Annotated in this window: 23 protein-coding genes; 8 read left to right on the top strand and 15 right to left on the bottom strand. The window is 65.1% G+C overall.

Features of this window, described 5'->3' with window-relative positions:
• Positions 1-58 precede the first annotated feature (58 nt).
• From ACQ4N9_RS04960 to ACQ4N9_RS04950, 3 genes are all read right to left on the bottom strand, one after another.
• Positions 59-616, bottom strand: coding sequence for a TetR/AcrR family transcriptional regulator (locus tag ACQ4N9_RS04960; RefSeq protein ID WP_125858662.1), 558 nt, complete (start codon positions 614-616; stop codon positions 59-61).
• 143 nt (positions 617-759) lie between these two features.
• Positions 760-2760, bottom strand: a complete 2001-nt coding sequence (locus ACQ4N9_RS04955; RefSeq protein WP_125858661.1) for a peptidase U32 family protein — start codon at positions 2758-2760, stop codon at positions 760-762.
• A gap of 268 nt (positions 2761-3028) precedes the next feature.
• On the bottom strand, positions 3029-3409 hold the full coding sequence (locus ACQ4N9_RS04950) for a RidA family protein (RefSeq protein WP_110994982.1): 381 nt from the start codon (positions 3407-3409) through the stop codon (positions 3029-3031).
• Positions 3410-3579: 170 nt separating this feature from the next.
• Between ACQ4N9_RS04950 and ACQ4N9_RS04945 the strand changes: the two genes are divergently transcribed.
• Complete coding sequence (locus ACQ4N9_RS04945; protein ID WP_390971300.1) at positions 3580-4281, top strand: tRNA (adenine(22)-N(1))-methyltransferase; 702 nt, start codon at positions 3580-3582, stop codon at positions 4279-4281.
• On the opposite strand, the gene ACQ4N9_RS04940 is transcribed toward ACQ4N9_RS04945, so the two are convergent.
• Entirely contained in the window at positions 4278-5576 is a 1299-nt protein-coding gene (locus ACQ4N9_RS04940; protein WP_390971298.1) for an MFS transporter, read from the bottom strand. The two genes, ACQ4N9_RS04945 and ACQ4N9_RS04940, sit on opposite strands and share 4 nt — an antisense overlap.
• A 117-nt stretch (positions 5577-5693) precedes the next feature.
• Positions 5694-5954 carry a DUF2790 domain-containing protein gene (locus ACQ4N9_RS04935; protein ID WP_125858657.1) on the bottom strand — a complete coding sequence of 87 codons (261 nt, stop codon included), beginning with the start codon at positions 5952-5954 and terminating at the stop codon, positions 5694-5696.
• 113 nt (positions 5955-6067) lie between these two features.
• Here ACQ4N9_RS04935 and ACQ4N9_RS04930 point away from each other — a divergent pair, with 113 nt between their 5' ends.
• Positions 6068-7000: a LysR family transcriptional regulator gene (locus ACQ4N9_RS04930; protein ID WP_125464115.1), complete on the top strand. Its 933-nt coding sequence runs from the start codon at positions 6068-6070 to the stop codon at positions 6998-7000.
• 38 nt (positions 7001-7038) lie between these two features.
• On the opposite strand, the gene ACQ4N9_RS04925 is transcribed toward ACQ4N9_RS04930, so the two are convergent.
• From ACQ4N9_RS04925 to ACQ4N9_RS04915, 3 genes are all read right to left on the bottom strand, one after another.
• The gene (locus tag ACQ4N9_RS04925) at positions 7039-7593 is read right to left on the bottom strand and encodes a YbhB/YbcL family Raf kinase inhibitor-like protein (RefSeq protein WP_125464114.1); all 555 of its coding nucleotides are present in this window, start codon (positions 7591-7593) and stop codon (positions 7039-7041) included.
• 49 nt (positions 7594-7642) lie between these two features.
• On the bottom strand, positions 7643-7966 hold the full coding sequence (locus tag ACQ4N9_RS04920; RefSeq protein WP_390971296.1) for a hypothetical protein: 324 nt from the start codon (positions 7964-7966) through the stop codon (positions 7643-7645).
• A 111-nt stretch (positions 7967-8077) separates the two neighbouring features.
• Entirely contained in the window at positions 8078-9382 is a 1305-nt protein-coding gene (locus tag ACQ4N9_RS04915; protein ID WP_232885488.1) for an MFS transporter, read from the bottom strand.
• 764 nt (positions 9383-10146) lie between these two features.
• Between ACQ4N9_RS04915 and ACQ4N9_RS04910 the strand changes: the two genes are divergently transcribed.
• On the top strand, positions 10147-11022 hold the full coding sequence (locus ACQ4N9_RS04910; protein ID WP_390971294.1) for an AEC family transporter: 876 nt from the start codon (positions 10147-10149) through the stop codon (positions 11020-11022).
• A gap of 29 nt (positions 11023-11051) precedes the next feature.
• On the opposite strand, the gene ACQ4N9_RS04905 is transcribed toward ACQ4N9_RS04910, so the two are convergent.
• Positions 11052-11270: a hypothetical protein gene (locus ACQ4N9_RS04905; RefSeq protein ID WP_390971292.1), complete on the bottom strand. Its 219-nt coding sequence runs from the start codon at positions 11268-11270 to the stop codon at positions 11052-11054.
• Between the two features lie 111 nt (positions 11271-11381).
• Positions 11382-11999 carry a hypothetical protein gene (locus ACQ4N9_RS04900; RefSeq protein ID WP_390971290.1) on the bottom strand — a complete coding sequence of 206 codons (618 nt, stop codon included), beginning with the start codon at positions 11997-11999 and terminating at the stop codon, positions 11382-11384.
• Positions 12000-12209: 210 nt separating this feature from the next.
• On the opposite strand from ACQ4N9_RS04900, the gene ppk2 reads away from it, so the two are divergent.
• Positions 12210-13028, top strand: a complete 819-nt coding sequence (gene ppk2 / locus ACQ4N9_RS04895; protein ID WP_390971288.1) for a polyphosphate kinase 2 — start codon at positions 12210-12212, stop codon at positions 13026-13028.
• A 20-nt stretch (positions 13029-13048) separates the two neighbouring features.
• Here ppk2 and ACQ4N9_RS04890 read toward each other — a convergent pair whose 3' ends face one another.
• The gene (locus ACQ4N9_RS04890; RefSeq protein WP_390971286.1) at positions 13049-14017 is read right to left on the bottom strand and encodes a ribonuclease Z; all 969 of its coding nucleotides are present in this window, start codon (positions 14015-14017) and stop codon (positions 13049-13051) included.
• 92 nt (positions 14018-14109) lie between these two features.
• Between ACQ4N9_RS04890 and ACQ4N9_RS04885 the strand changes: the two genes are divergently transcribed.
• A complete protein-coding gene (locus ACQ4N9_RS04885) occupies positions 14110-14391 on the top strand; it encodes a hypothetical protein (protein ID WP_390971284.1) in 282 nt (93 codons plus the stop codon).
• 30 nt (positions 14392-14421) lie between these two features.
• Complete coding sequence (locus ACQ4N9_RS04880) at positions 14422-14571, top strand: hypothetical protein (protein ID WP_430932302.1); 150 nt, start codon at positions 14422-14424, stop codon at positions 14569-14571.
• Positions 14572-15249: 678 nt separating this feature from the next.
• Here the strand turns inward: ACQ4N9_RS04880 and ACQ4N9_RS04875 are convergent.
• Complete coding sequence (locus ACQ4N9_RS04875; protein WP_390970590.1) at positions 15250-17382, bottom strand: TonB-dependent siderophore receptor; 2133 nt, start codon at positions 17380-17382, stop codon at positions 15250-15252.
• Between the two features lie 240 nt (positions 17383-17622).
• On the opposite strand from ACQ4N9_RS04875, the gene ACQ4N9_RS04870 reads away from it, so the two are divergent.
• Positions 17623-18636 (top strand): transporter, encoded by a 1014-nt coding sequence (locus tag ACQ4N9_RS04870; protein WP_390970588.1) that lies wholly within the window; start codon positions 17623-17625, stop codon positions 18634-18636.
• Here ACQ4N9_RS04870 and ACQ4N9_RS04865 read toward each other — a convergent pair.
• The 3 genes from ACQ4N9_RS04865 to cprA all read right to left on the bottom strand — a co-directional run bounded on the left by ACQ4N9_RS04865 (position 18587) and on the right by cprA (position 21749).
• Positions 18587-19417 (bottom strand): phosphatase PAP2 family protein, encoded by an 831-nt coding sequence (locus tag ACQ4N9_RS04865; protein WP_390970586.1) that lies wholly within the window; start codon positions 19415-19417, stop codon positions 18587-18589. The two genes, ACQ4N9_RS04870 and ACQ4N9_RS04865, sit on opposite strands and share 50 nt — an antisense overlap.
• A 2-nt stretch (positions 19418-19419) precedes the next feature.
• On the bottom strand, positions 19420-20103 hold the full coding sequence (locus ACQ4N9_RS04860; protein WP_390970584.1) for a histidine phosphatase family protein: 684 nt from the start codon (positions 20101-20103) through the stop codon (positions 19420-19422).
• A 488-nt stretch (positions 20104-20591) separates the two neighbouring features.
• Complete coding sequence (gene cprA, locus ACQ4N9_RS04855; protein WP_390970582.1) at positions 20592-21749, bottom strand: cationic peptide resistance protein CprA; 1158 nt, start codon at positions 21747-21749, stop codon at positions 20592-20594.
• Between the two features lie 558 nt (positions 21750-22307).
• On the opposite strand from cprA, the gene ACQ4N9_RS04850 reads away from it, so the two are divergent.
• Positions 22308-23318 carry a DUF4434 domain-containing protein gene (locus ACQ4N9_RS04850; RefSeq protein ID WP_390970592.1) on the top strand — a complete coding sequence of 337 codons (1011 nt, stop codon included), beginning with the start codon at positions 22308-22310 and terminating at the stop codon, positions 23316-23318.
• Position 23319 lies beyond the last annotated feature (1 nt).

The following is a 23319-nucleotide window of genomic DNA, read 5'->3' as shown; positions in this document are numbered from 1 at the left end:
ACCGGCTCTGCCGGTGTTCGCGGCTGAAGCCGCTCCTACAGCGGCGGCGTTGCGGTCTTCAGGCCGGCGCCTGGGCCCCGTGGATGAACAACTGCTCCAGGGTCAGCGCCGAGGTGGCACTGGCCGCCCGGCCGCGGCGCTCGGCGTCGACCATGCTGAAGATCATGCTCAGGAACATCTCGGTGAACACCGCCGCGCTGATATCGATGCGCAGCGCCCCCAATTGCTGGGCGCGCAGGAAGAACGCGTCCATGGCCTGGGTATAGGCATGCCAGCGACGATCTTCGCTGTCGCCCAGCAAGGTATCGGGGCGGTACTGGAACATCAGGAAGGCGAGCATCTCGCGGTGCTTGAGGTGCTCGGCGATCAGGTGGCGCAGCCCAGGCAGCGGCTCGACCTGCGTGAGGTCGGCGTCGCGGATAACCTGGTTGAGCACCTGCTCGCCATGGTTCTCCAGCATCTCGATCAGGTTGTCGCGGGTGCCGCAGAAGCGGTGCAGGGTGGCCTTGCTGACGCCGGCGGTTTCGGCCAGCTCTTTCAGGGTCGCCCGGGGGTGGACCACCATGGCGTTGGCCAAGGCCTTGAGCAGGCGTTCGTCGTGAGGGGTGGGTTGCATCGGGTTGCCTCGCGTGGTTCGCATGCTTGGCATTGTGCAGAAAACAAAAGAAGGATCAAGAATAAAGGTCTCTTTTGAGACTTTTATGGATCTTTGCGACCACTTCGCGGAGAAACCCGCGAAGTGGTCGCAGCGCAGAACGATCAGTGCGGTGCGCGCGGGATGGTCTTGAGCAGGTCTTCCGGGCTGATGTGCCCGACCACCTGGGCCACGGCGCTGCCTGGGGTGGGCAGGTCGATGATATGGCTCTTCATCTTGCCGATCACATGCATCTCGCACGGCTTGCAGTCGAACTTCAGGGTGAGTACTTCATCGCCCTGAATCAGCTGCATCGGTGCGACCTTGGTACGCACGCCGGTGACGCCCTTGGCCTGCTTGGGGCACAGGTTGAAGGAGAAGCGCAGGCAGTGCTTGGTGATCATCACCGGCACTTCGCCGTGCTCTTCATGGGCCTCGTAGGCGGCGTCGATCAGTTGCACGCCATGGCGGTGGTAGAAGTCGCGGGCCTTCTGGTTGTAGACGTTGGCCAGGAACGACAGGTGCGACTCGGGGTACACCGGCGCTGGCGTGGTCTCGGCCTTGCGAGCGCCACGGGGGTGGGCCTTGACCCGCGCCTCGGTCAGCGCCTCGATGGCTTCGCGGCGCAGGGCCTTGAGCTGCGAGTTGGGGATGAAGTACGCCTGCGGCGCGTCCAGCTCGATGGCGTTGGCGTGGTACATGGTGGTGCCGAGCTGGCCGAGCAGGTCGTGCAACTGGTCAAGCGCCTGTTGCGGCTTGTTGGCGGCGCCGAACGGGCCATCCAGGGCGACTTGCACGCTCACGCCCTCCTCGCTGCTGAGGGTCAGCATCAGGCGCTGCTCGCGTAGCACCGCGTGCCACTCGACGCCCACCCGGCGCTCGGCCGAGGTGCGCTGCAGAGCTTGCTGCCAGTTGTGGTCGAGGTTGCGCGACAGCGGGTGGTTGGGGCGCAGCTTGTACAGGCCCTCGGGCATCTCGTTGGGCTCGACGCGGTAGCGGTAGCGCTTCTGGCCGTCGTCTTCGGACTCGCTCTTGAGTTCGGCGATGTTGGCGCGGAAACCCACCACCTCACGCTTGACCAGCACATTGAGGCCGTCGCCGTTGCTCAGGGGGACCTCGGTCACTACCTGCAGGTCGCGCTTGCCGACTTTCTCCACCACGCCCACCGGCAGGCCGGTGAAGGTCGGCGAGTCGAAGGCGCCGATGTCGATCTTGCGGTCGCTGACGAAGTAGTCGGTGCTGCCACGGTGGAAGGTCTTGTCCGGGTCGGGCACGAAGAAGTGCTCGGTGCGGCCGCTGGAGGCGCGGGCCAGCTGTGGGCGGCCTTCGAGGATGGCGTCCAGCTCTTTGCGGTAGTGGGCGGTGATGTTCTTCACATAGCCCACGTCCTTGTAGCGGCCCTCGATCTTGAACGAGCGCACGCCGGCATCCACCAGGTCAGCCAGGTTGGCGGTCTGGTTGTTGTCCTTCATCGACAGCAGGTGTTTCTCGAAGGCGACCACACGGCCCTGGTCGTCCTTGAGGGTGTACGGCAGGCGGCAGGCCTGGGAGCAGTCGCCACGGTTGGCGCTGCGCCCGGTCTGGGCGTGGGAGATGTTGCACTGGCCGGAGAAGGCCACGCACAGCGCGCCGTGGATGAAGAACTCGATGGCCGCGTCGGTTTCGGCGGCGATGGCGCGGATTTCCTGCAGGTTCAGCTCACGGGCCAGTACCAGCTGCGAGAAACCGGCCTGGTCGAGGAACTTGGCCCGGGCCAGGGTGCGGATGTCGGTCTGGGTGCTGGCGTGCAGCTCGATCGGCGGGATATCCAGCTCCATCACCCCCAGGTCCTGCACGATCAGCGCATCGACCCCGGCGTCATACAGCTGGTGGATCAGCTTGCGCGCCGGCTCCAGCTCGTTGTCGTGGAGGATGGTGTTGATGGTGGTGAACACCCGCGCGTGGTAGCGCCGGGCGAACTCCACCAGCTCGGCGATCTCGCTGACTTCGTTGCAGGCGTTGTGGCGCGCGCCGAAGCTCGGGCCGCCGATATAGATGGCGTCAGCGCCGTGCAGGATCGCCTCGCGGGCGATGCTCACGTCACGGGCAGGGCTGAGCAGTTCCAGGTGGTGCTTTGGAAGGGACATGTCGTTATAGGTTCGGGCTGTCACGGTAAGGCGGGCATTGTAGCGGTGAAATGGGGTGGTGGCATCCCCGGGCTGCTGGATGGGGCGGGAAGGGTGGCTGCGCAGCCTCTCGCTCGCTGGGTCTGCACGTCCGTTGTAGGAGCGGCCTTGTGTCGCGAACGGGCTGCACAGCAGCCCCGGCAATCTTGAGGTGTCACTCAGATCCTGGGGCCGCTTCGCAGCCCTTTCGCGACACAAGGCCGCTCCTACAAGGGGCGTGCGACAGGGGTCAGCCCTTGGCCGCCATCGCCGTCACTTCGACTTTCATGCCTTCCACGGCCAGCGAGGCCACGCCAACCGCCGCACGCACCGGCCACGGCTTGCTGAAGAAGCGCTGGTACACCTCGTTGAACGCCGGGCGGTCGGCCATGTCGGTGAGGTAGATGGTCAGGTGCAACACCCGGTCCATCGAGCTGCCGGCGCGCTCCAGGGCCACTTTCAGCGCCTGCAGGGTGCATTCGCTTTGAGTGGTGATGTCGCCCAGCTCAAGGCTGCCGTCGGCGCGGGTAGGGATCTGGGTGCTGACCAGCACGCCGTTGTACTCGGCCACGTCGGACGAGATGGAGTCGGCGTCCGGGTCCGGGGTAAAGATGATGCCGTCGTTTGCCATGGAATGTTCTGCCTTGCACGGGAGGAAAGCCCGCAAGCCTACGCGAGCGCCAAGGGCGGGTCGAGCCGTGGCCGTGGTCGCACGGATTTGATTAGCGCGGCGGCCCACGGCAGAATCGCGCCCCGACCCGGCCGCAGGCGCCGGGCCCTGGGTGATCAAAGAGGCAACCGTTGAACCAACACACTTTGTCCACGCGCCTTGAGCGGGTGGCGGCGCATATCCCGGCCGGGGCACGGCTGGCTGACATCGGCTCGGACCATGGCTACCTGCCGGTGGCGCTGCTGCGCCGTGGCGCGATTGCCGCGGCAGTGGCCGGTGAAGTGGCGCTGACGCCATTCCTGGCCGCGCAGCGCACCGTGCGCGAGAACGGCCTGGAGGCACAGGCCACCGTGCGCCTCGCCAGCGGCCTGGCGGCCATCGAACCGCAAGATGGGATTACTGCCGTGAGCATCTGCGGCATGGGCGGCGAGACCATCCGCGACATCCTCGAGGCCGGCAAGCAACGCTTGAGCGGCAAGGAACGCCTGGTGCTGCAACCCAACGGCGGCGAGCAGCCGCTGCGCCAGTGGCTGATGGACAACGACTACCGCATCCACTGCGAAGAAGTGTTGCGCGAGAACCGCTTCGACTACGAAATCATCGTTGCCGAGCGCTGCGAGGCGGTCGTCTACAGCGCCGAACAGCTGTACTTCGGCCCGCTGCTGATGGAGCAGCGCAGCCCGGCGTTCCTGTTCAAGTGGCAGCGCATGCTGCGCCAGAAGCAGCAGACGCTTGACAATTTCGAGCGTGCCCGCCAGCCGGTGCCCGAGGACAAGGTGCAGGACATCGCCCGTCAGGCCCGCTGGATCAGCGAGATGCTCGCCGCCGCCTAACGCGGGTTGGCCACGCTGGCCGGCACTTTAAGCACCAGCAGGCCCCCGAGCACAATGGCCACCGCCAGCACTTGCAGCGCCAGGCCAGGGCTGTTGGCGGTGTCGCGCATCCAGCCGATCAGGTAGGGCGCGAGGAACGAGGCGATGCTGCCGAACGAACTGATCATGGCGATCCCCGCCGCTTGGGTGTTGCCCGCCAGGAACGCCGGGGGCAGTTGCCAGAACATCGGCAGCGCGGCACTGGCGCCCATGCCAGCCACGACCAGGCCGCTCATCACCAGCAACGCATTGCCCGGTGCCAGCCCGGCCACGGCGATACCGGCGGCGGCCATCAGCAGCGGCACGCACAGGTGCCAGCGGCGCTCCCGGTGGCGGTCCGACGAGCGCCCGCAGCCGAGCATGAACAGACAGCCGGCCAGGTAGGGCACGGCGCTGAGCAGGCCGACCTGGCCATCGCTGCCGATCCCGGCGCCATGGATCAGGCTAGGCATCCAGAACGCCAGAGTGTTCACCGCCAGCATCACCGCAAAGTACACCGCCACCAGCAGCCACACCTGGGCGTTGCCCAGCAGGCCCGTCAGCGAACTGACCGGCTTGCGCTGTTCTTCGCCGTCCAGTTCCGCGCGCAGGGCGCGTTTCTGTTCGGCGCTGAGCCAGCTGACCTGCTCGAAGCTGTCCGGCAGCCACTTGAGCACCACCAGCCCCAGCAGCACCACGGGTAAACCTTCGATCAGGAACATCCACTGCCAGCCGCGCAGGCCGCCGTGGTCATGGAAGGCTTGCAGGATGCCGCCGGACAGCGGCCCGCCGACCACCCCGGCCAAGGGCACGGCGATGGCGAACAGCGCGGTCACCTGGGCCCGGCGCCTGGCCGGGTACCAGCGGTTGAGCACCACCAGGATGCCGGGGAAGAAGCCCGCTTCGGCCACGCCGAGCAAAAAGCGCAAGGTATAGAAGCCGGCTGCGTCCTGCACCCATAGCATGCCGGTGGACAGCAGGCCCCAGACCACCATCAGCGTGGCGATCCAGCGCCGTGGGCCAACCCGGTCCAGGGCCAGGTTGCTGGGCACGCCGAACAGCGCGTAGGCCACGAAGAACAGGCCGGCGCCCAGGCCGTACACCGTGTCGGAAAAGCCCAGGTCGGCGCTCATCTGCATCTTGGCGAAGCCGATGTTGATGCGGTCCAGGTGGGCGAACAGGTAGCACACCAGCAGCAGCGGCATCAGCCGCCAGGTGATGCGTGCATGGGTGGCGGCCGGCGAATGGGCGGGCAGGGCAGCAGCGGTATCGATCATGATCGGCTTCCGGAACGTTCTTGTAGTTGTTCCGGACGATCATGGGGCGGCAAGGCAGGTGGGCAAATGCACTTTGGGCAAGACGGCTGGTATTTTTCCCGGCCGTTTGCGCAGGCGTCACTGCTGCGAGCAGTTGCCCATTTCGCGGTAGTCGACCTGGTGGGTCTGGCCCTGGTGGTCGAGGTAGACCATGTGCGCGGTGCCCACCTGGCAATCGGCGGCGTTGCTGGCCGGGGTGATCGAGATGACCTTGGCCACGTCCATCGGCATGCCGTATTCGTAGCTGCTGCTCACGGGCTGTTGGGTGGCGCTGTCGGCGAAGGCGCCGAACGAGGCGAGGGTGGCGGACAAGGCGACAACAGCGATCGAACGTTTCATGACAGGCTCCTCGTTTGCGGGATGTGTCCATGATCCATTCATTGGTGTTTCACAATAAATGGGCTAAGCCGTGATAGATTCCTGCCTTTCATGTATGAATGAGAGCCCACCTCATGGACATGCTGCATGCGATGCGCACCTTTGCCCGGGTAGTGGAGTGCGGCAGTTTCGCAGCCGCCGCCAACGCCCTGGACATCTCGGCGGCGCAGGTGTCGCGGATCGTCGCGGAGCTGGAAAACCAGCTGCAGACCCGCCTGCTGCACCGCACCACCCGGCGCCTGCGCATGAGCGAGGCGGGCGAGCGTTTTCTCGAGCGCTCGCGGCAGATCATGTTGCTCACCGAAGAAGCCATGGACGAGGCCCGCGGCGCCCACCTCACGCCCCGCGGCCGGCTGCGCTTGCACTGCACCCATGGCCTGGGCCTGCTGATGATGCCGCTGGTGGCGCGCTACAACGCCTCCTGCCCGGAAGTGGTGATGGAGTTGACCTTGTCGCAGCGCAACCCCGACCCGCTGGCCGAGGGGCACGATGTGGTGATCGCCATTGGCCAGGGCTTGCCCGATTCGCAGCTGATCGCCATCCCGCTGGGCAGCATCCACAGCATTCTCTGCGCCTCGCCGGATTACCTGGCCCGGCACGGCGTGCCCAAACAGCCGCAGGACTTGCACGCGCACACCTGCCTGCGCACCGTCGATCCGCTGTTCGAAGAGGACTGGACCTTCGGCAAGGCACCGGAAAGCTGCGTCATCGCGCCCCAGGATACCTTCCTCACCAATGTCGCCGACGCGATGGTCAAGGCCACCGAGCTGGGCATGGGGGTGGGGTTGCTGCCGTACTACTCGGCCAGCCAGGCCATGCAGGAAGGGCGCCTGTGCCGGTTGCTGGCGCCGTATCGGCTGCGCCAGCGTGAGATCTATGCGATCTACCCGTCGCGGCATTACCTGGATGCCAAGGTGCGGACCTGGATCGATTACCTCAAGGAGCAACTGCCGTTGCTGTTCGCCGAGCACCAGCGGGTGGTGGATGAGGCGCAGTATTGGCGGTAGTGGCACACCTCCTACAACGAGCGTTTGAGCCCATTGGCTCAATGCCCATAACGCCCCACCAGGCTCTGCGCCCCCAGCGCATGGCCTTGCAGCGCCTTCAGCAACCCTCGATGGTTCAGCTCCCCAGGCAGGCTGCCAGGGGCAAGATCAGTGGCGATCAGGGTCAGCACATAGTGATGCGGATTGTCGCCCGCCGGTGGGCAAGGCCCGCGATAGGCCATGGCACCACGGGAGTTGAGGCCCAGTGCAGCCACCGGGCTGCTCTGGCCGCCAGCACCTTCCTCCAGGCCACCGGAGGCCGGGTCGATGTTGTAGGCCAGCCAGTGCACCACCCCCAGCCCCTTGCCACCATCGGGGTCGAACATCACCAGTACCAGCGAGCGGGTGCCCTGCGGCAGGTTGGTCCAGCTCACCTGCGGTGACTTTTCCTCGCCACTGCCGCAGGCAGGGTCCGCGCCCACCTGCTGCAGCGCGATCACGCCACCGTCGGTGAACGACGCCGAACTGATGTCCAGGGCTGGGCTGTAGTTGACCGAGGCGGCGAATGCGCCTGTGGGCAGCAAGGCAAGCAGCAACCAGTACCTGAGGTTCATGCCAGGTCTCCAGGGCAGGGGCGTCGTTCAGCAGTGTAGCCAAGGCCCGTCAATGGCTGTCCTGGTCCTCGGCGGTGCCGCCGGTGTGCCCGGCACCGCTGCCGGTAGCCTCGCCGGTACTGTTCGAACCACCGGCAGCACCGTCGGCCGCATCGGCGTTGGTACCGGTGTCGCTGCTGTCGTTGCCCTTGCCGCCACCGGGGTTGTTGACACTGCTGCCGTCACCGGCGGTGGAGCCTCTGGGCTGATCACCTTTGGCGCTTTCGTTGGTCTGCGGCTGGCTGGAGTAAGGGTCGGACGCTGCATAGCTGCAGGTCGATGCGATGCCCAGCGCAACGGCGAGAAGCAGGGCGAGCGGGCTTAAGCGATCCATGGTGAGTCTCCTGTCGGATGAACTGTCATGGATTCGGCCGCCCAAACGCAGCCGGGGTGCCCGCCGGGCGACGGGCGGCAAACCGAGGGGCCGCAGGCGGCCCCGGTTGCATCAGTGGCTTTCGCTGCGTGCCTGGTGCGGCGCAGCCGCGCTGTTGAGCGCGTCCAGCGTCGGGTGCTCCTGGGCGGCATGCATCAGGTCCTCGGTTACCCGCAGTTCGGCGCCGGTCGGCGAGAAGGTGGTGGCCGCCGTGAACGGCGCCGGGTGCTCGGGTTTCGGGCGCTTGCCGCGGCGCCAGAGGAAGAAGCCGACCATCGCCAGGTTGATCACGGCGAATGCCCAGAACAGCCCGACTTCACCGTACGAGGTCATCATCGGCGAAATGGTCAGCGGCGCCATGGCCGAGCCCAGCGAGTTGATCAGCAGCAGGCCCTGGATCATCGGCACCAGGGCATCGGCCGGCGCGCGGTCGGCAGCGCTGCTGACCGCCACCGGGTACAGCGCGAACACCCCGCCACCGAGCAGGAACAGCAGGGCGGGCAACAGCACGGTGTCTACCGGCAGCACCACGATCAGCAGCGACAGCACGGTGCACATCGCCGCCAGGGCGATCAGCACATCCTGGCGGTCCTTGCGGTCGGACCAGCGCCCCACCGGGTATTGCAGCAACATGGCGCCGAGAATCACCCAGGCCATCATTTCGCCGACCTCGCCCACGTCCAGCCCGACCCGCTGCAGGTAAAGCGGCAGCAGGGCATAGATCCCGGCAATCGCCACGCCGGAGCCGAAGCAACCGACCAACCCGGTAGGCGCCACGCCCAGCAGCTGGCGTGGCTTGAGCGGCTCGACCTGGTCGAGCAGCGGCGACACCCGCGGCAGGATCACGATCGGCAGCACCGACAGGGTGGCGAGCATGCCGGCCAGCATGAACGGCGCGGTGTCGCCCCAACTGGTGATCTCGCCCAGGGCCGCCTGGGCGATCACCCCGGCGCCATAGAAGGCGATCATGTACAGCGCCAGCAGGCGGCCACGGATCTTGGCGTCGCCGGCCAGCAGCAGCCAGCTTTCGATCACCAGGAATACCCCCACCGCCGCCCAGCCGTTGAGCAGGCGCAGGATCGACCACCAGGTGGTGTCGTAGAACAGGCCCTGCAGCAGGATGGTCGCGCCGATCAGCGCGGCGAAGCTGCTGTAGGCGCGGATATGGCCGATGCGCAGGATCAACCGGTCGTTGACGATTGCGCCGAGGGTCAGGCCGATGAAGTAGGCCGAGGACACCACGCCAATGGTGGTCGCCGATTCGCCGGCGGCGTCCAGGCGCAGGGTGGTCAGGGAAGACATGAAGCCATTGCCCAGGGCAATGATGAACAGGCCGAGCAGGGGTGCCAGCGCCATCGCCAGCAAACGCGGAGACATACGTACCTCAAGGTTGGAATAAGCCAAGCTGCGCCTTTTGCGCTGCGTGCACGGCATGCGACCTGGGCAAGGGTCAACCGCTGGACCTCAAGGGGAGGCCGGGCGGGGGCGGTTGAGCCTGTGGCACATGCGCGATGTGGCGAGAGGCGCGGACGCTGTCCTTGCGGGCGGTTGCCACCGGGTGGGCGACGGGCGAAAAGGAGGCGGGATTTTACGGGCTGTGGCGGATTTGCCAAGAGGGCGTTGGCTGCGACGAGAGGCCGCAGGGCCACGAGTATGTGCTCAGTGCGCGTCTGCATCAAAAAACATATCGGACAGCTAGCATTAACAATCATTGCTAACTATATGAATCTAAACAAATAGTTATTCTAGAATTTACTTTAACTATTGATAATCACGCTCATTTTCGCCCCGACGATGAAATTAAGGCGAGCACCAGGAGGTGCTGATGCGATCTCCGGTGGACCCCGAGGCGTACGCCGGCAGGGCTGCAGCGACCATGAGATCGAGCGCCGCCCGCGGCGCCTCGCGGGTAAATCGCAGCGGCGAACCGCCGCTCCCACATGGACCGCGCTAACCTCCAGGCAAGCATCGTACCTGTGGGAGCTGGCTTGCCAGCGATGAGGCCAGCACTGACAACATAAGACAGCTGCTCCCACATGAACCTGTCAGGCCAAGGTTGCCAGCCTTGGCGCATGGCGATGCACACCTGGAGGCATTAGTGCGCATAATGCGCGGCAGGTTTTTCAGGGAGATCCTACACAATGCTGGCCTCGTTGTTCGCCGTCCTGGCCCCCGTGTTCATCGTCGCCGGTATCGGCTACACCTGGGCCCGCCGTGGCCTGGACTACCCGACCGAGTTCATTGCGCGGGTGGTCATGACCGTTGGCACGCCCGCGTTGGTGCTGTCCACGCTCAACCGCACCCAACTCGATCCCGCCGCTTTCACCAGCATGGCCTTGGCCTGCGTGCTGTGCATGCTGGGCATGGCGCTGACCGGCTACCTGGTATGTCGCCTCAGTGGCCGGCACTGGCGCGTGCTGATGCCGGCTTTCATGTTCCCCAACACCGGCAACATGGGCCTGCCGATCAGCCTGTACGCCTTCGGCGAACACGGCCTGGCACTGGCGGTGGCATTCTTCCTCACCTTGTCGATCTTCCAGTTCACCCTGGGTATCGCCATTGCCGGTGGCGCCGCCTCGTTCAAGGCGCTGCTGCGCAACCCCATCGTGATCAGCCTGGCCGGCGCCATGCCGCTGATCTTCCTCGACGTCGAACTGCCGCGCTGGCTGGCCAACACCGCCGACCTGCTGGGCGGCATGACCATCCCGTTGATGCTGCTGACCCTTGGCGTTTCGCTGGCCAGCATTCGCCCGCAGCACATCGGCAGCGGCCTGGTGCTGGGTGGGTTGCGTATCGTGCTGGGGGCGGCAGTGGGCTGGGCGGTGGGTACCGCGCTGGGGCTGGGGAGCCTGGAGCGGGCGGTACTGGTGGTGCAGTCGTCGATGCCGGTGGCGGTGTTCAACTACCTGCTGGCAGTGCGGGCCAATCGCGAACCCGAGCAGGTGGCCAACCTGGTGATGTGCTCGACGCTGTTGTCGTTCGTGTGGTTGCCGGCAGTGCTGGCCTGGTGGTTGTGAGGGCCGGGCATTGCCGGCCCTCGCGGGCATCAGCTGCAAGGCTTGCTATTGAGTGCATCGCCCTGGCGCGGCGCTTGCGCCTGCGACTGGACATGGGCATCGCGCTTGGCGACTGCCTCGGCCTGCTGCTGACGTTGTTGCGCCAACTGCTCGTTGCGCGCTTGCAGACGCTCGGCGCCGCCTTCGGCGAAGGCTGAAGTGGCCGAGGTTGCGGCCAGCAGGGCGAGGGCGAAATACAGGGATTTCATGGTGTGACTCCATCGTTGAACCGGAAAACCGGCCGCGCAGCGGCCGGGGCGGGGCAAGGATGGCGACTGTGGATTTTCCCAGGATTAACACAAGGCTCAAGTGCGCGGCCCTCAATTGGGCAACTGCTGTTGCACCCAGCCTTGCTCGGTCAAAGCCATGCTGGCAGTTGCCTCAAGCGGCTGGCGACTGCTGTCGAACGCCTGGCCCAGGCCTTTCACGCTGGCTTGCACTGACGCATCGCCAGCCCATGCGGGAAGCTCGCTGACCCTGTAGCGGTAGGTCACCTTCGATACCGTCCTGCCAGCCTGTTCGATCGGCGCAGTGAACTGCTCGATGGCGGTGACCTGGGCCTTGCCGAAGCACAACCCGCCGACCTTGCTGTCACCTGCGTCGGCCTTGTAGTACTTGCGGCCTTCATCGGTTAGCGCGTAGGCGTAATAGATGTCGGTGCGTGCCGGTTGCCACAGGCGGGCAGGCACTTCAGTGCGGGCAATCTCTTTCTCGCTGACCACACCGACCTGGGCCAGGGCATGCAACGCCTGGTTGTTGCCGTCGACGTCGAAATCGCGGGTGCGGGTAGGGAAGCTGCTGATCACGAAACAATGCGGGTACTGGCTGTCGAGCCAGGTTTGCGCGGCCTGACGCAGGCCGGCCTCGGTGGCTTGCCGGTCGTCCGAGCAACCGAGCAGGGTCGCCAGCAGGGCCAGCGGTAAGAGCTTCCTGTCCATCGTAGGGCTTCCTTGAATTGCCAAAATGCAGGTCGAGCGCCGGCCCGGGCCGGCGGCGACAGGATTAAAACCCGCAGGCCAGAGCGGCCGCAATCGTGGCAAGTGGACATGCCGGCAGCCCGCCCGGCAAATCGCCGAGGCTCATCCATACTGCTCTGATCCGCCACGGCAGCGCCGCGGCATTCAGCGGTTGGCACAGGGGAGCAGACGATGGCCAAGGTTGTGGGCAAGAAAAACAAAGGTAATGACGCCGGAAAACTCGGGCGCAAAGACTATGAGAGCGAACTGAAGAAGCTGCACGTGGAGCTGGTCAAACTGCAGCAGTGGGTGGTGGAGAAGGGCCTCAAGGTGTGCATCATCTTCGAAGGCCGCGATGGCGCCGGCAAGGGCGGCACCATCAAGGCCATCACCGAGCGCGTCAGCCCTCGGGTGTTCCGCGTAGTGGCGCTGCCAGCGCCGACCGAACGCGAGAAGACCCAGATCTACGCCCAGCGTTACCTCACCCATTTGCCGGCCGCCGGTGAAGTGGTGATCTTCGATCGCAGCTGGTACAACCGCGCCGGTGTCGAGCGGGTAATGGGCTTTTGCACGGATGAGCAGTCACACAAGTTTCTGACCGTGGTGCCGATGTTCGAGCGGATGATGGTCGAGTCGGGGATCATCCTGCTCAAGTACTGGCTGGAGGTCAGCGCCGAAGAGCAGACCCGCCGCCTGCAGGACCGCATCGACGACGGCCGCAAGCTGTGGAAGCTGTCGCCCATGGACCTGAAGTCGTACAACCGTTGGGACGACTACACCCGCGCCCGCGACGACATGTTCGCCGCCTCCGACTCGTCCTGGGCACCGTGGTTCATGGCCCGCTCCGAGGACAAGCGCAAGGCGCGGCTGAACATCATCAGTCACCTGCTGCAGCAGGTCCCGTACAAGGACCTCAGCCACAAGCAGAAGATCGAGCTGCCCAAGCGCGGCAAGATCGGCAAGTACAAGTCGCAGCCGTACCCGTTCAAGATGGTCGGCGAGCGCTACTGAAGCAGGGGCCTGGGCTGGCCTCAGGCCCTGTCCAGCGCTTCAAGGCGCCCGTCACGCCCCAGGTGGTAGCGCTGCAGGTCCTGCGCCAGGGTCAGGTGGCCGCTGTAGTGCGCCATTGCTTCCTCGCGCACTTCGGCGATCGAGTTGCCACGGCCGTTGGCCGTGGGCTGGTAGCGGGCACTGAAGTGGGTCAGCACCAGGTTCTTCACACCCGCAGCCTCGGCAAAACGCGCCACCTGCGCTGCCGTGCTGTGGCCGAAGCTGGTCTGGCTGCGCTCGACCACCGGCTGGGTGAAGGTGGCTTCGTGTACCAGCACATCGACGCCCTGGGCCAGTTCGGCAAGCAGCTCGGGGCGGTCGTTGTCACCGCAGACGATGATCCGTTGCGGGGGGCGCGTGGGTTGCAGGTAATCACGGGGCTCGAGGGTGCGGCCCTCATGGGTGACGGCCAGGCCATGGGCCAGTTGCCCCCATAGCGGCCCGGCCGGGATACCGTCGGCCTTAAGGCGGGCGGTATCCAGCCGCGGTGCGGGGTCGCGCTCATCGAACACGTAGCCCCAGGAGGGCACGCGGTGCGACAGCTCGATCGTGCTCACCTCGACATTGCCGGCGCTGAAACCTTTGAAGGTTTCCAGCGCCTGCAGCTGCAATTCGAACGGCAGGAAGGTCTCGCTCACCGCCAGGCTCTGGCGCACCCAGCCAAGCAGGGCGTCGGGCAGGACCAGCGGCAACGGCTCCTGGCGCCCGCTCATGCCGGCGCTGGCCAACAGGCCGGGCAGGCCGAAGCAGTGGTCGCCATGCACGTGGGTGATGAAGATCCCGCGCAGGTCTCGCATGGAAAGCGGGCTGTGCAGCAGCTGGTGCTGGGTACCCTCGCCGCAATCGACCAGGTACCAGCCGTGGCCGGTGGATTCGATGACAGCGGTGGCGCTGACGTTGCGGGCCTTGGTGGGCACACCGGAGGAGGTGCCCAGAAACTGCAGGTCCATTGCCTGACTCCTTGACATGACGGCTATCCTGCCCCGCAGGCGCGGGGCGCGGGGAGGCTAGCATGCCAGGCGTGGCGGGAGAAGCCGCACAGGTGCCGTACAGACACCTGTGCGAGGAGTGCCAGGCGTCAGGTGCCGCCGCGGTCGTCACCTACATCGTGATTGGCGCCGTCGTCGGCACCGTGGCCGACGCCGTGGGCTTCGCCGGCATCATGGTTGGCCCCGTCGTCCGCGCCGTGGCCGACACCATGGGCTTCGCCGGCGTCATGGTTGGCACCGTCATCGGCGCCATGGCCGACACCGTGCAGGCCACCGGCGTCATGGTTACCACCATCGTCGGCGCCATGGCCGCCTGCCGAGCCGCCATGGCCTGAGCCACCGCTGCCACCGCCACTACCGCTGCCGTGGCCGCCGCCACTGCCGCCATGCCCACCGCCGCCACTACCCCCTCCACCATGGCCGCCACCGCCACCGCCACCTCCATGGCCTCCACCGCCACCTCCATGGCCTCCACCTCCACCTCCGCCACCACCGTCCTTCGCCATGGCGCTTGAAAATGCGCCCAGGTTGTCCGGCAGCAGCACGGACGATGCCGAGAGCACGCCGCCGATGGCCAGCATCCACACGATTTTTTTCAACTGCATAGTGATCTCCGCTCAGCGTTGCCTGCGTTTGCTTGCAGGGAAGGCCACAGCCGGTGGACCTCGGCCGCCGGAGTGGCGGCTCGCCAGTCTTCTGGCAGGGTCCTGGAGCACGATCCTTCGAAGGCCGATGGCCCGTGGCGCGGCTATTGCCGCTTTGATAGTTGAGCTTAGTTTGTAATACGCAGTTACAAGTACCGGTTGTCAGGGGCGGTGTTTCGAGGGTTTCTGACTGATACCGAGTGGGGGCCAGCAGGTGCTTGGCGACAGCTTTGCAGCGCTCTCAAGATCGAGCGCCGCCCGCGCGGCGCATCGCTGGCAAGCCAGCTCCCACATTTGTTTCGGGCCAATTATGCCTGTGAGGGTACCGCTGCCCGCCTTGGTGCATGTCTCAAGCCGGGCGAGGCGCCAGTGGTGCCCACTTCAATACCGAGTCGAACCAACAAGGCGGACAGTGGTGAAATCACAGGAGTGACTGGCCCGAAACAGATGTGGGAGCTGGCTTGCCAGCGATGCGCCGCGCGGGCGGCGCTCGATCTGATAGGCGCTGCAACTCTTGCGGCGGACACCTGCAAGCCCAACCGCAAGCCTTTAGAAGGTGTACGCAACCCCAGCCTGCACCGTGCGCGGCGCACCAGGATACGCATAGGTATTGAACGCCCCTTCGTCATACCCCTTGTTGAACACGTTCTTCACATCCAAATTCAGGCGCACATGCTCGTTGACCTTGTAGTAGCTGAGCAGGTCAACCACGCTGTACTGCTCCATGGTGTAAGTCACCGCCTCGGTCTGGCCATTGCGGTCATCCACATACTTGAGCCCCACACCAAGCCCTAGTCCTTTGGCCAGACCATCCTGGAATTCATAGGTATTGAGCAGGCTGAAACTGTTGCGCGGGATGTTGGCCAGGCGCGTGCCGCTGGGCAGGCGGTTGTCCTTGGTCACTTCGGCATCGACGTAGGCATAACCGCCGATCACCCGCCACTCAGGGGTGATGTTGCCGGCCACGTTGAGGTCCAGGCCGCGGCTGCGCACTTCGCCGGCGGCCAGGCTGTAGTTGGGGTCGGCCGGGTCGCGGGTCAGCACGTTTTCCTTGACGATGTGGTAGATCGCCGCGTCGACGCTCAACTGGCGCTCCAATGCCTCCCACTTCATCCCCAGTTCGTACGACTTGCCTTTTTCCGGATCGAAGCCGTCGCCCTGGCGGCTGGAACCGGTATTGGGCTTGAACGAGCGCGCTGTGTTGGCGTAGACGGCAACCGTGTCGGTCAGGTCGTAGAGCAGGCCGAAACGCGGGGTGACGGCATTGTCGGCCGCCTGCCAGCCCTTGGCGCCAGGCAGGTAGTTGTCGTAGTCATGCTCGAATCGCTCCAGGCGCACACCCGCCAGTGCCTTCAGGCGCTCGGTCAGGGCCACCTGGTCCTGGACGAACCAGGCCCAGGTCTTGAGGTTTTCCTGATCGTGAGTGGTGGTGCGGGTCAGGGCAGGGCGCGGCTGGCCCAGCACCGGGTGGTAGATATCGATCGGGTAAGTGCCGTCGTCGGCCGACGAGCGCTGGATGATCGAGCGATAGTCATAGTCTTCGTACTCGATGCCGGTCAGCAGGGTGTGGCTGAACGCGCCGGTGTCGAAGTGGCCGGTGAGGTTGAGCTGGTAGTCGCGGTCGGTCCACTCCAGCTTGCGGTAGTTGAAGTTGCGCTGCAGGGTGTGGCCGTCGGCCGGTGCCTTGTTGGCTTCCACGGCGTTGCCCTGCAGGGTGCCGTCGAGCCACTGCATGCCGCCGGCCAGGGTCCAGTTGTCGTTGAGCAGGTGCTCGAAGCGCAGCTGGGCCATGTTGTTGTCGTTGTGCAGCAGGTTGTCGCTGCCTTTTTCCCAGATGTAGGTGTCGCGCGAGGCGCTGCCGGTCTGGGTGCCGTAGCGGGTCAGGCCACGGTCGAGGGGGTGGTTGTTACGCATGAAATCGCCTTCGAAGACGATTTTGGTGCTGTCGTTGACCTGCCAGCTGAGTACCGGGGCCACGTCGTAACGCTCGCTCTGGACGTCGTCACGGAAGCTCTCGCCGCCCTCGCCAAGCACATTGAGGCGGTAGGCCAGGCTGCCGTCCTGGCTCAGCGGGCCGGTGGCGTCGAGGGTTGCGCGGTGCATGCCTTGGTCGTCGAGCTGGCTGCCCAGGGTGACCTTGGATTCGGGCAAGGGTTGTTTGCTGACCACGTTGAAGGTGCCACCGGGATCGCCACGGCCGTACAGGGCGGTAGCGGGGCCGCGCAGCACCTCCAGGCGTTCCACGGTGTTGGCGTCCGGGGCGTTGGGGTAGCCGCGGTTGATTGGGAAGCCGTTGCGGTAGAACTCTCCCGTGGTGAAGCCGCGCACGGTGAAGGTGGTCAGGCCCTGGCCGCCGAAGTTGTTGGCCCGGCCAATGCCGCCGGCGTAGTCGAGGGCGTCCTGCAGGCGGGTGGCGCCGGTGTCTTCCAGCACATCCTTGGGCACCACGCTGACCGACTGTGGGGTTTCGTGCACGGCAGTGTCGGTGCGGGTGGCGCTGGCCGAACGGGTGGCGCGGTAACCTTCGACCGGGCCGTCGGCCCGCTCGTAGTCGGCGGCATCGGCATTGATGTTCACGGCTTCAAGCTGAATGCCGGTGCTGGTTTCGAGCGGCGCTGGCGCGGCCCAGCTAAACATCGGAGCGGCGTGGAGCAGGCACAGCGACACAATCCTGTAACGCATGGGTTCAGGTCCTGGAGAGGGGGCACGGGAGAGGGTGTTAAAGCGTCGCGATATTATCTGGTAACAATTCCCATTACCAGAATTTTTGGCATACCGCATGCCAGTTGTGACGGGCGTGCCAGTTCCATGGCAGCCGGCTACAGCGGGCGAGGCCTTGAGCGAAAACGTCACGCGACTGTCATGTGACGTTACCTAATATGACCCTCTCTTACCCGGGACTCGCCGAGGTCGCTCCGCCGCATGCTCCCCGCCAATTCGCAAAACCCCGAAACCGACCTGCACGGCTTGCTCTATGCGTATCTGTTCCGCCCGGGCCAGCCCGGCCGCGAGCTTGACTCGGCACAGGCCCTGGCACATTTGCAGGCGCCAGCCGACGAGCAGTTCCTCTGGCTGCACCTGAACCTTGCCCACGCCGCCTGCGAGCGCTGGATGAAGAGCCACCTGGACCTGCCCGAAACCTTTTTCGAAACCCTGCGCGAAGGGTCGCGCTCCACGCGTATCGAACACACCGACAGTGCCTTGCTGGCGGTGGTCAACGACCTGGTGTTCAGCTATGGCGTGATGTCGTCCGACGTTTCCACCCTGTGGGCCTGTGCCCGCAGCCGCTTGCTGGTGAGCGCACGCTTGCAGCCGCTGCACTCGGTGGACGAGCTGCGCTCATCGGTAAAGCGCGGCGAGGGTTTCGGTTCGACGGTGGAGTTGCTGGTGCACCTGGTGCGCGATCAGGGCGACCTGCTGACCCGGGTGCTGCGCGAAACCACCTTGAAGATCGACCGCATCGAGGACCAGTTGCTGTCGCTGCGCCTGAGCGACAACCGCGCCGAGCTGGGCAGCCTGCGCCGCGTGCTGGTACGCCTGCAGCGCCTGCTGGCACTGGAGCCGGGCTCGCTGCTGCGGCTGCTGAACCGCCCGCCCGAGTGGTTGCACGAAGAGGACATCCGCCAGTTGCGGGCCTCTACTGAAGAGTTTTCGGTGATCATCAGCGACCTCACCAGCCTGGTCGAGCGGATCAAGCTGCTGCAGGAAGAGATTGCCGCCAAGCTCACCGAAGAGAACAACCGCACCCTGTTCACCCTCACCGTGGTCACCGTGCTGGCACTGCCGATCAATATCATCGCCGGCTTTTTCGGCATGAACGTCGGGGGCGTGCCGCTGTCGGACGACCCCCACGGCTTCTGGGTACTGGTGGCGCTGGTGGTGACCTTTACGTTGATTGCAGGGCGCTGGGCGTTTCGCAAGCGGGGCGATTACTGAGCCTTGCCTGCGGCGCTGCCTGCAAGGCCGGGCGACCATAGAACAGCAGCGCGGTGCTCCAACTGGTCAGCCAGACGAAAATGCCGGCCCAGAAGGTATGTGACATGTAGTGCCAGCCCTGCAGCACGCGGGTGGTGCCGTAGAACATGCCCACCAGCAGGATCGCCACCAGCAACTTGCGCGCATGCAACCAGCGGTGGCGCAGGGCGATGAAGTACAGGGCCAGCAGGGTGAAACCGCTGGAGGCGTGGCCGCCGGGCCAGCAACGGCCGGGGCCGGCGCGGTCCAGCCCGTTGAACTGGTCGAACCATTCGTAGCGCGCCTCGGTGCCGCCATACAGCGTGGTTTCCACCGGGCAGTACACCCCGGTGTGGCTCTTGAGGTAGTGGATGACCATGGTGCACAGGCCGAACGCGACCACCACGAACCACAGGTCGCGGCGATAGCGGGTGCTCCAGCGCATCACCGGGGCGATGCGCACCGCCTCCAGCAAGCCGGTGGCACGGGCCGAGCGCGAGGCCAGCGGCCACAGCAGCGACAGCAGCACCCCGATCACCGCCAGTTCACCCGTCCAGTCCGGCAGGATTCGCGGCCACTTGTGGGTGAGTTTCTCGAACAGCGCGTTGTGCGCGAACACGAACTGCCCGTTGGCATCCAGCAGCAGGTTGCTGATCCAGCGGTCCAGCTCGGTCAGGTCGAACAGCACGAACACCAGTACCGCCAGCAACAGGGGGAAGGCCAGGTTGTTGAGGTAGAAGCGCGTGCGCGTGGAAAGCTGCATGGTCACACCCCTTTGCCAGGGGCCAGGTTGCGCCACTGGGTGGCGTTCATCTGGCCAAGAAGCTGTGGTTTGCCGGCACTGTCGAGCGACAGGAACAAGGCACTTGCATAACCGCTGCTGCGTTCGCCGCCGGCTACGCCCAGTTGCCGCTCGAGCTGGTCGATGCAGCCACTGTGGGTCACCAGCACCAGGTTATGGCCGGGCCGCTTGTGGTCGAACACCGCGCTGGCGAAGGTCGCATCGCAACGAGCCAGCCAGTCCTGGGTGGTGATGTTCTTGCCGAACATGAAACCTGCCGTCTGCCGCGTACGCACCTCGGGGCTGGCCAGGATATCGCTGTCCTGCAGCCCCAGGCGCTCGAGCCCAAGGCCCACACCGACAGCGGCGCGGCTGCCGTCCTCGGTGATGCCGGCGGGGTCGCTCAGGCAGGCGGCATGGGAGCGGTCGCAGCGTTCGGCGTGACGCACCAGGACGATGGCCGAGCCCTTGGCCCAGGCTGCATAGGTACCGCTGCGGCTCATTTGTCGCTCGCTGCCGAGGTCGCGTACCTGAGTGCGTGAGGCAAAAGACACGCCCGCAGTCAGGGCTAACGCCACGCACAGGCCGGCAAGCAATGCCCTGGGGGAGAGCCGAAGGCGCCGGGGTGGCTTCAGGGAGGAGGGTTTGACGAGGGTGCCTTGCAGCATGCAGTCACTCCGAGGGTGAGCAATGTTGGATGCAGCGGCACTGGGCCACAGGCATCGCGAGTGGCGGCACTTTAAGCAGGCGAATGTTGGGAGACGGTGAGGCGGATGTGAAAAAAATGCGAGATATGACTAGAGGGTGGCGGACTGGAGATTGGGGTAAGGCACACCATGTGCTCGCCGGTATTGCTGCAGCGCTCTTGAGATCGAGCGCCGCCCGCGCGGCGCATCGCTGGCAAGCCAGCTCCCACAGTTTGTTTCGGGCCAATTATTCCTGTGAAAGTACCGGCGCCTGCCTTGGCGCATGCCTTGAGTCATGTGGGGCGGCGGCAACGCCCACACTGAAACCGCGTCGTACCAACAAGGCGGACAGTGATGAACCTGCAGGAGTAACTGGCCCGAAACAGATGTGGGAGCTGGCTTGCCAGCGATGCGCCGCGCGGGCGGCGCTCGATCTCACAGGCGCAGAACGCCTGAAGGCGAACACATAGCTACTTGAAATCCGCCTGCATCTGGGTGGCAATGCTCACCCCATTGGACGACCTGACGCACACGTCCAGGTAATCAGTGAAGCGCGGCGGCACAGCGATGCCTTCTTCCAGCAACCGGCTGTTGTCGAACAGGTAGTTCAGATCAGCAAAACCGCTGTACAAGCGCAGCGCGCGCAGTACCAGGCGCGGGTTGGCCGGGCCGATGCGCGTGGCGAAGCTGCCAGCCAGGGACTTGAGGTCGTCCACATCGACCTTGCGATAACGCTCGCCAACCGGCTCGGCACCGTTGGCCTGGGCAAACGCCTGGTCGATCTCGGCGAAGGTGCAGGCCGAGCTGTGGCCGGCGGAGATGTGGTACAGGTCGTGGTTGAGCTGGGGCTTGCGTGCCAGGCCGATCAGCGCCTCGGCGCAGTAGTCCACCGGGACCACGTCGATCTGCTCGTCGAGCCCGCAGGTGAAACTCTCCAGGGCAAAGCCCATGCGGAACACCCAGAAGATGCTGCCCGACGCCTGGCAGCCCAGGCTGCTGTGGCCGACCACGATGGACGGGCGCGCCACCACCAGCGGCAGGCCTGGCAGTTCTTCGCGCATGCGCCGCTCGATTTCGGCCTTCGAGGCGGTGTAGTCCACCAGTTGCTGCTCGGCCTCGGGGAACTCCCACGACTCGCTGATCGGCGACTCGCGCTGCGGGCCGCAGCTCATCGCCGTGCCGACATGCAGGAAGCGCTTCAGGCGCGCGGAGCGGCTGAGCACGTCGGCGAAGGCGTAGGTGCCCTCGACATTGACTGGCCAGATGGTCGGGTTCTTCGAGAACGAGGCCACGGCGGCGCAGTTGATCACCCGGTCGAACTGCATCAGGCGCGGGGTTTGCCCGGCCAGCCAGGAGGTGTCGAGCAGATCGCCGCAGAGAATCTGCGATTCTTCCAGTGCCAGGCAGTCGGCCTGGCTGACGCCATGTTGGCGCAGGTTGGCGCGCAGGCGTTCGAGGCCTTGCGCGGGCGTGTCACCGCGTACCAGGAAGGCGAGGGTGGGGCCCTGGCCGTCGGCAATCAGCTGGGCGGCGACCGACCCACCGAGGAAACCCGTGGCGCCGGTCAACAGGATGTGCTCGCTCGAATCGGCGGCGGTGAAAACTTCACCGTGGTTAATTGCGTTCATGGTTTACCTCGGGGGATAGGGTGACGCGCATTTGAAGTGATGCAATGTCAACGTAATGTGAATACGGTGTAGGTAATAAGTTGGTGCGCCAGCATGGCAGGGTGTATAGGCAACTTTAAAAGCGAGTCAGAATAATCGTCGAATAAATGCGTGCGCCGCCGAAAGGCTTGCAGGGCATGGCGTGCAGCGCGCTAGCGGCTATTGTCCACGCCAAGGTTTGACTTTTCAATCACGCAAATGGGAGAGGTGTAGGTGTTTGTGTGAAACAATTTTAATAAGTGTGAAAGATCGTAAGGTTTCATGAATGAACATGTAATTTTGTTTAAGTTTAAAATGCTTCAGGTTTCGTTCAGGTAGTTAATATATATATGTGCTAACGCAGCAGTCCTGGGTATTGGCAGTTGGGCGAACTCGACGACTGCTCACGCGCAGGGAGTACAAATGTGCTCCACACGGGATGACGCCACTGCGTGGCTGTTCAATCACGGAAAAATTACAAGCGCACAGACGTCTTGACCCGCATCACAGCGCCAGCCAGCGGTGACGATTTAAGGTAGGCTGCTGCGTTCCAGCACCACGTCAGAAAAGGACCTCACCATTTCCGCTCCCACCCTCAGCCGCCGCAGCCTGCTGTGCCTGCTGGCCACCGCACCCATCCTCGCCAGCCTGCCGGGCTGCACACGCTCCAGCGGCCTGCAGGGCAGCTTCCTGCAACTGTGGAAGAGCCACGCCGACCTCAACCCGCAGCAATGGCGCCAGCGCCTGGCGGCCATGGCCGACATGGGCTGCCGCACGGTGACGCTGCAGTGGGTCGGGCTGATCGGCGGGCAATCGCCGTGGATGATCCCCGAGGACATGCTGCGCAACGTCTTCGACATCGCCCATGACGAGGGCATGCAGGTACAAGTCGGGCTGCCGTTCGACAACGCCTGGTGGCAGGCGCTGTCGGCAGACGCGCAGGGGCAGGCGCAGTTCTTCGCCAAGGCCCTGGGCGAGGCGCAGGGCTACATGGCTGCTGCGCCCTGGCCGCAGCACCGCGCCTTTGCCGGCTGGTACATCCCCTACGAACTGGAGCAGTACCACTGGGCCAGCGCCGACAGCCAGCAGCGCCTGGCCGGCTGGTTGGCGGCGATGTCTGACAGCACCCGGCAGCACAGCGACCGTATCCCGTCGATTTCCACCTACCACAGCGTGCTGCCCACCGAGGGTTCGCTGCTGCAGCTATGGCGCACGCTGCTCGACACCACCGCGCTGCGGCCAGTGGTGCAGGATGGCGTCGGTGTGGCCGGCTGGGCCAACCTGCAGGCCATCGAACCACTGCTGCTGGAGCTGCGCCGGCGCAAGGTGCCATTCGATGTGGTCGTGGAGTTGTTCGAGCAGTTGCCGTCGGAAAAAAACGACGGCACCGACTTCAAGGCCCGCTCGGCGGATTACGCCCGGGTACAGCGGCAGTTGGAGTGGGCCCGCACCACGGGCGCCGAGCAGGTCGTGGCGTTTGCCCTCGACCCGTGGGCGCTGGGGGATGACCCGCGCGCCCGCAGGCTGCGTGAGGATTGGCTGCGCGGCTGAA

This window comes from Pseudomonas sp. ES1 (assembly GCF_050586605.1).
Classification (GTDB): Bacteria; Pseudomonadota; Gammaproteobacteria; order Pseudomonadales; family Pseudomonadaceae; genus Aquipseudomonas; species Aquipseudomonas sichuanensis.
The sequence above is the reverse complement of the archived record's forward strand: the minus strand, read 5'-3'. Positions and strand labels throughout refer to the sequence as shown.